Genomic DNA, 6,580 nt, shown 5'->3' on the forward strand with positions numbered 1-6,580 from the left:
CGACGGAGACGGAAAGCCTGGTTGAGTTCATGAATTTATTATTTTTTGGAGTAGGAACCTAGCCATGAGATATAGCCAGTGTTACCTGCTGGCTTTTATTCTTTTTAATTCAGTTTTCAAGGAATTTTGAATTTTCTCTTTTTCCTCAATTGTTATGGAACAACAAAATTCTTCCTGAATTTTAAAGATCCGAAAACTGTATAAAGCTCCGGTAAATTCAACATTTGATTTCCCCATTTCCACAAACTGCTTTTTCGAATTTTCTGAGTTGAAATATACTCCGGAGTTAGTTCTCATTTTTGTTTTCGGCAAGTGTTCATCAATTTTTGATAATGTAATCAATACTCCATTGCTAGGAATTATAATGTCTTTCTTAACGGTTAAAGGTGAGATGTTAATTTTATCAGCTCCTTCGACTCCATATAGAATGGTAACATAATCCTTTTCATATGCATCTGGAATAATCAAAGTCTGTGTTCTGTTAAATGTGTATTGATATGCTAGGAACAGGATTAAAACAATACTTAGTTCTATAAGGAGAGTCTTGTTGTATTTCTTAATGAATCTTTTTAGAATAACATCTATAAATAAAACGATCAACGCAAAAACAAAAATGGCAATTGCTGCAACTCCACCCCAATCTTTTCCATCAGTGATAAGACCATAAATTGACCAGATGATTAAGGTAATTCCGATTATTAGAAATGGGGTTATTTTACGTAGCATAGTTTCAAGCTTGCAGGTAACGGTCAGGCTATGGCTCGTGGCGGGCGGTTTTAATGCTGTTTCCGACGGAGATGGAAAGCCTGGTTGCTTTCATGAATTTATTATTTTTTGGAGTAAGAACCTAGCCATGAGATATAGCCAGTGTTGTGGTGTCGTTTTTTTATTTTTTCCTTTTCTCAAATTCTTCCGTAATCAGTCTTTCCAAATCGTCATATTTTATTTTGAGTGAATTGGAAATAATAGACAATGGAGAGCCATACATTTTATGATTTGCTTTCATTGCTCGTTTTGCTAATCCATTTTTAGCTCGTTCAATGTATTTTTCTGGTTTATCTGTTTCTAGCATCAAAATCTTAGTTGATTGTACTTGAACAGTTCCAATATTCGTTATGTCAGCCCATTCTATAAGTCCAATGCTTGTCGCATTTGAGTTGTCAGTTATTCCGTTCTGGTCGATTGTCAGTCCCACCTTATTATCGAATAGCTTTTTTGCTATGAATATTGAACAAAGTCCGAAAAATGCGACAGAGGCAATTCCAGCTATCCTTATAAATTCAGGATTTCTAAATAAAGTACTTTGGAATTTTTCAGGGTTCAGAATGAATAAAACTCCAAATACTACAAATGCTACCGCTCCGATTAAAAGTAGAAGGATTTTAGTTTTATTTAATTGAATCTCGATTTTGTCTTTCATTAAGTTTCCTTTAAATGCACCACAACGGTAAGGCTATGGCTCGTGGCGGGCAGTTTTAAAGCTGGACCCGACGGAGATGGAAAGCCTGGTTGTGTTCATGAATTTATTATTTTTTGGAGTAGGAACCTAGCCATGAGATATAGCCAATGTTAGGCTCTGTTTTTTATTTCTGTCAATTCATTTAGTTGATTTTAAAATGGTGAATTATTTAAAGTTATAACAAGCAGTATAATAAAAAAAAGATACATAAATAGGATAATTAGATTACCTGCAAAGCCTGAAGACTCCGTTACTTTACTTTTGATTGAGTTAATAATACTAATTACCAATCCAAAAAAACTCAAAAATATTGGTGACAATGCAAAAATTGACGCCATGTTTCGGACTGAACTGGGTAAACTTCCGCCACCTGTTAGACCATCGGTAATTACAAACAATAGGTAAATTACTATTGACATGGCCGAAAGCTTAAAGAACATTAGTCCGGTATCTTTTGTATGTAGAAATTTGTTCTGCAATCTTGATATTAGGTTTTAAATAGAGCCTAACGGTAAGTGTATGAGCCGGTGTGGGTGGCGGGATCGAGCTGAGCGTAGGCCTTTACCTTTTGGCAGAGCTCGAGCCCGCAGAGTGGAGGCTCATTTTTATTTAACGTTGTCTAATCTAGGGAATATTTTCGAAACCTGTAGGAATCAAGCACTGGCTTATACACCTTTGTTGTACACAGTTGGGTTTTCCTTTTTAAAATGTAGATATATGCCAATGACTAAATATATAATTAATGAAGGGAAACCATAAAGTGTATTAACATCAATAAACCCAAAAAACCATACTAAACCACAAATCCCAAATATGCTGAATATTGTTTGGTCCAAATCAATTAGGATAGCATATACAGAGTTGGTGATTAAGCTTACAATACCAAAGATCCATGCGATTTGAAATAAGTCGGTAATGTCATTACTAAATCCATTATTCCGGTAATTCCAGATTAGAATTAAATAACTGCAAATAAGAGTTATTAACCCAATGATTTTAAATGTGTATTTGATGTAGTTTTTTGTCATTCAATTGTGTACAACTTGTTTATATAAGCTGCTTTGTGGTTTATATGAACCCAATATAGGGTTTATTGGAAATAAAAGTAAGAAATTATAGATTGTTGAATTGGGGATGCGCGTGAAATTTAAACAAGTATGAGAGTAGGAAGGGCGGAATACAACCGAAAATTGTCACCTTATTTGTCACCTAAAAATAACAAACCCTGTAAACATAGTGCTTACAGGGTCTTTTTGTGCTCACGAGAAGATTCGAACTTCCACGTCCATACGGACACTACCCCCTCAAGATAGCGTGTCTACCAATTCCACCACGTGAGCTGATGTAGACTAAATGAAAAAAGTTAAGCAAATGCTCAACTTTTAGTGACCCGACTGGGGCTCGAACCCAGGACCCCAACATTAAAAGTGTTGTGCTCTACCAACTGAGCTATCGAGTCTCAAAGCAATAATAAAACTTGTTTTGTAACCAATAAAAAGTGACCCGACTGGGGCTCGAACCCAGGACCCCAACATTAAAAGTGTTGTGCTCTACCAACTGAGCTATCGAGTCAATAATAATGCTTTCTAAGAGCGTCCTACTATCTCGTAGGCGGGTGCAAATATATAACCAATTATTTATTTTTCAAGACGATTTTCATATAAATTTGTCATTTTTTTAGGGACCCTTTTTAAGGGTATGATTTAGAACTATTTAAATTAAAACTATGATCGTATTATTGGGTTATATGGGGTGTGGTAAGTCAACTGTGGGCAAGATGCTGGCGGAGCAATTGAATATGCAATTTATTGATTTTGACAATTTTATAGAGGAAAAAGAGCAGGAAACAATCTCCAGGATCTTCGCCAAAATGGGGGAGGTGTATTTCCGTAAAAAGGAGCGATTCTATCTTGAGGCGCTTCTCAAATCAAAACCCGATGCAGTAATTTCTCTTGGAGGGGGCACCCCATGTTTTGGAGATAATATGGAATTTCTGTTAAGTTCGACGTCAAATGTGGTATATCTCAAAGCAAAAATTGATACCCTGACACGACGTTTATTGACCGGGAAATCAAACCGCCCGTTGATCAGGGATATTCCGGACGGGGAGTTGGAGGAATTTATCCGCAAACACCTCTTTGAGCGTAATTTCTTCTACTTACAGGCGCCTGTGAGGATCGATGTCGATGACCTGTCTGCTGCAGCTGTTGTGGAAAAATTAAAAGACCTTAATTAAGGTATACGGCATCATCGTTCCCATTGAGATCTACCCTTACGTGTTCCTGTAGGGAAGTAGAGAGTGAAATACCCTTGAAATCGGCCTTTACGGGGTAGCGTTTATGATTGCGGTCTACCAAAACCACCGTCTTGAATTTTTTAAGCGGTACGTCCAGAAAGTGTTTGATGGCATAGATCAGGGTACCACCTGAGTTTAAAACATCGTCTACCAGGACAAGGGCTTTGCCTTTGTACGCTTCTGGCGACAGGGAAGTGGTAACGGGACTCAGAAGGTCTTCCTTGTTCATGTCTACCTCACACAACACCGGCTTCATTTCTGAGATCTCCTTAAGGGAGTCAACCAAACGGTGAGCAAGAGACAATCCGCTGTCCTTGATTCCGGCGATCACGATTTCTTCCTCGTCGCTAAAGGTTTCATAGATCTGGTAGGCGATTCGCCTGATCTTGTGTGCGATCTCCTGATGGTCGAGTATTTTATTGCCGTTCACCTTCATGGCTGTTTTTTTTCAAATATAAAAAAGAGTTCCTTACCCCGGCGCGGTTTGATCGAATTATAACAGGGCTCAAGTTTTTGGATCTTAAAGAAAGGTTTAAAGAGTTGTTCGTACTCCGCCTTACTGCCTCCGAAAGGTGGCCCCGATCCGGTATTCGGGAAATCAAACAGGAGCCCGGCGAGTTTGCCTTCGGGCTTGAGCAATTGCTGCATTTTAGCAGCATATTCCCGTCTTCGCTCCGGCAGCAGGGCGCAGAAGAAGGTTTGCTCCAGGATCAGGTCATAGCGCTTCCCGTGTTCAAACAGGTCCGCATGCAGGAGCTGATGCTCAGGAAAATCAGGCATGCGTTCCTTGAAATTTTCAAGAGGCGTGGCAGCAATGTCGATGACTGTAATGTTTTTATAGCCATTCTCATAGAGCCAGGAGGCTTCCCAGGCATTCCCTGCACCCGGAATCAGAATGTCGATACTTCTGTCCTCCAGTTGGCTAACATAGGATATGATGGGATCTGAAGGGTATCCGATATCCCATCCCGTCTGATCATTTTTGTAGCGGTTTTCCCAGTATGCGGCGTCTAGTTCCATGAGGTGTCTTCTCCTTCGTCCTTGTAGTCGTCAATATCTCTGCGGTCCTTTTTGGTAGGTCTGCCGGTTCCTTTCTTACGGTAGTATTCCCTGGAATATTTCAGCAGGTCAGAATGCTCAAAGGCCTCTTTCGGAGTGGTGTCTTTGCGGTAGATGTCTACCAGCTTTGCACCCACGCGGCTGGGCGGCAGGTCCAGGATCTCCAGTTCGTAATTGATCTGGTTTTTTCTCACGGTAAGCTTATCGCCCGGGAACACGTCTCTTGAAGGTTTGCTCACCGCATCATTTACTCTGATGTGACCTTTTTTACAGGCCTCGGTGGCCTGGTTTCTGGTCTTGAAATAACGGGTGCTCCAGAGGAACTTGTCGATGCGCATAACAGGGTTAAATTTTTTGTTAAGCCTTCAGCAAAAATACAGGAAAATACTATCTTGCGCACTTAAATTGCCCAAATGATGAAATTTACTAAACTGATCCCTGTCCTTTGTCTCGGACTATCTATTATAGCCTGTAATAACGATGATGATGGTGGTGCGCAACAGGAACCGCCACGTGATGTGAACGAGGTGAGGGTAGAGGATAATGATTCTATTGTTCAGTACCTGCAAACCCACTATTATAATTATCACGAATTCCAGAATCCGCCTGCAGATTTTGATTACCAGATCAAATTTGACACTATTACCGATGCGAATCGGGATACCATTATCCCACTCATCGATCAGGTAGAGACCAGGGAGTATGATTTTGATGATGTGCCCCACACCCTGTATGTGCTTATTGTAAGAGAAGGGGTGGGTGAGAAGCCCATGCTGGGCCATGCTGTCGTATATGAATACGAAGGAAGTTTGCTGAACGGAACTATTTTTGACCAGTCCTACAATCCGCTTTCTTCTTCGACGCTAAGGGTTAGTTCTGATGGATTTAATATCCGGGCTGCCGGTTCTTTCGTGGAAGGGTTTTACCGGATGTTTCCGGAACTCGGAGCCGGTACAGGATTTGTGGAAAATGCGGACGGTACCATAACCTGGAACCAGGATTACGGGATCGGAGCGGTTTTCATGCCTTCCGGACTCGGGTATTTTAATGTGAGCCGTCCGGGTATTCCGGCCTATAGTCCGATAATATTTAAGATTGATCTCTTTAACTTTGAGGAGGTAGACCAGGATCTGAGACAACAGGGTAACCAGGCCGTTTCGATTCCTGATGGGGTTCCTTCCCATTTGGAAGATGTGGATGGGGATGGCGATCCGAGAAATGACGATACCGATGGAGACGGGCTTGCGAATTTTGCAGATCCTGATGACGATGGAGACGGGGTGCTTACCGAATACGAATACGACAAAAATGGAGACGGTATCCCGGACGATTATAACAATGATGGAACTCCGGATTATCTGGATCCTGATTATCCAACTGTTGGCAGTAACTCCTAAAGGAGTGTTTTATATAACATAATCAATCCCGGCCCGGCCGGGATTTTTTTGTTCTGATATATGTGGCGAATTAGGGGCTCAGGGTGATCTTCTTGAAAGTGCTATTGGGTGCTCTTAAACCAGCCTGGTAGCAATGAGCATTTGAAGTCTGTTATTGCTCCACTCGTGTTGATCAGCATTTTTCCTTATATGTCGTTAACCTGTTTCAGTGTCGTACCCACATTCACAATTCATCATTCATAATTCATTGAACATCCCTAAATAGTGTTGACCGGTTTTTGACTTAAATTTTCATTATTAAAAATAGTGATTACTTCCCGTTCTTCTTTCTTTGTATGTTGACATTGCTGTTTAAATAAAGAAGGAGGA

At 40.6% G+C, this 6,580-nt stretch carries 7 protein-coding genes and 3 tRNA genes; 2 read left to right on the forward strand and 8 right to left on the reverse strand.

Features of this window, described 5'->3' with window-relative positions; translation table 11 throughout:
• Window positions 1–81: 81 nt before the first annotated feature.
• The 5 genes from K7R11_RS06370 to K7R11_RS06390 form a co-directional block, all read right to left on the reverse strand.
• The gene (locus tag K7R11_RS06370; RefSeq protein ID WP_224489571.1) at window positions 82–726 is read right to left on the reverse strand and encodes a hypothetical protein; all 645 of its coding nucleotides are present in this window, start codon (window positions 724–726) and stop codon (window positions 82–84) included.
• Window positions 727–886: 160 nt separating this feature from the next.
• Window positions 887–1,420 carry an STM3941 family protein gene (locus tag K7R11_RS06375; RefSeq protein WP_224489573.1) on the reverse strand — a complete coding sequence of 178 codons (534 nt, stop codon included), beginning with the start codon at window positions 1,418–1,420 and terminating at the stop codon, window positions 887–889.
• Between the two features lie 1,295 nt (window positions 1,421–2,715).
• Window positions 2,716–2,799, reverse strand: a tRNA-Leu gene (locus K7R11_RS06380).
• A gap of 46 nt (window positions 2,800–2,845) precedes the next feature.
• A tRNA-Lys gene (locus tag K7R11_RS06385) sits at window positions 2,846–2,918 on the reverse strand.
• A 40-nt stretch (window positions 2,919–2,958) separates the two neighbouring features.
• Window positions 2,959–3,031: transfer RNA gene (locus tag K7R11_RS06390), tRNA-Lys, on the reverse strand.
• Between the two features lie 154 nt (window positions 3,032–3,185).
• On the opposite strand from K7R11_RS06390, the gene K7R11_RS06395 reads away from it, so the two are divergent.
• Entirely contained in the window at window positions 3,186–3,695 is a 510-nt protein-coding gene (locus tag K7R11_RS06395; RefSeq protein ID WP_224489575.1) for a shikimate kinase, read from the forward strand.
• Here the strand turns inward: K7R11_RS06395 and K7R11_RS06400 are convergent.
• From K7R11_RS06400 to K7R11_RS06410, 3 genes are read right to left on the reverse strand one after another with little or no spacing between them, the layout of a single operon-like run.
• Entirely contained in the window at window positions 3,688–4,191 is a 504-nt protein-coding gene (locus K7R11_RS06400; RefSeq protein ID WP_262899785.1) for a phosphoribosyltransferase family protein, read from the reverse strand. The genes K7R11_RS06395 and K7R11_RS06400 overlap by 8 nt on opposite strands.
• Window positions 4,188–4,775: a methyltransferase domain-containing protein gene (locus tag K7R11_RS06405; protein ID WP_224489577.1), complete on the reverse strand. Its 588-nt coding sequence runs from the start codon at window positions 4,773–4,775 to the stop codon at window positions 4,188–4,190. The genes K7R11_RS06400 and K7R11_RS06405 overlap by 4 nt, the downstream gene beginning before the upstream one ends.
• On the reverse strand, window positions 4,766–5,152 hold the full coding sequence (locus K7R11_RS06410) for an RNA-binding S4 domain-containing protein (RefSeq protein ID WP_224489579.1): 387 nt from the start codon (window positions 5,150–5,152) through the stop codon (window positions 4,766–4,768). The genes K7R11_RS06405 and K7R11_RS06410 overlap by 10 nt, the downstream gene beginning before the upstream one ends.
• Window positions 5,153–5,227: 75 nt before the next feature.
• Between K7R11_RS06410 and K7R11_RS06415 the strand changes: the two genes are divergently transcribed.
• The gene (locus K7R11_RS06415; RefSeq protein ID WP_224489581.1) at window positions 5,228–6,211 is read left to right on the forward strand and encodes an FKBP-type peptidyl-prolyl cis-trans isomerase; all 984 of its coding nucleotides are present in this window, start codon (window positions 5,228–5,230) and stop codon (window positions 6,209–6,211) included.
• Window positions 6,212–6,580 lie beyond the last annotated feature (369 nt).

This window comes from Robertkochia flava (genome assembly GCF_020166515.1).
In the GTDB taxonomy this organism is placed as follows: Bacteria; Bacteroidota; Bacteroidia; order Flavobacteriales; family Flavobacteriaceae; genus Robertkochia; species Robertkochia flava.